Below are 370 nucleotides of genomic sequence, written 5' to 3'. Positions count from 1 at the left end.
TTGATACTCATTGAGCCTCCTCCCTAGCAAGCCGCATCAGCGGTATGCTTAAGGTGACTAAACCAACAGGAGAAAGCTCAATGAGATTTTATAATAACTCACATCCATACTACTGTGGTATCGATTTACATGCACGCTTACTTTATGTTTGCATCATTGATTCTAAAGGGGAAGTTGTTGTTCATAAAAAGATAGGTGCCAGCAAAGATGACTTATTACTCATACTAGAACCCTATATCGGCAATGTGATTGTCGGCGTTGAGTGCATGCATTGCTGGTATTGGGTGTCAGATTGGTGTGCTGAACTTGGGATTGATTTTGTACTAGGTCATGCGCTTTATATGAAGGCGATTCACGGCGGTAAAACCAA

At 41.6% G+C, this 370-nt stretch carries 1 pseudogene; it reads left to right on the top strand.

What is annotated here, in order from left to right:
• Positions 1–80: 80 nt before the first annotated feature.
• A pseudogene (locus H5185_RS22505) lies at positions 81–370 on the top strand (IS110 family transposase); the annotation flags it as partial.

Origin of the sequence: Shewanella sp. SG44-6, from assembly GCF_014164185.1 — a bacterium.
Taxonomy (GTDB): domain Bacteria; phylum Pseudomonadota; class Gammaproteobacteria; order Enterobacterales; family Shewanellaceae; genus Shewanella; species Shewanella vesiculosa.
Note: the sequence above shows the minus strand (reverse complement) of the source record. Positions and strands in the feature narration are given on the sequence as shown.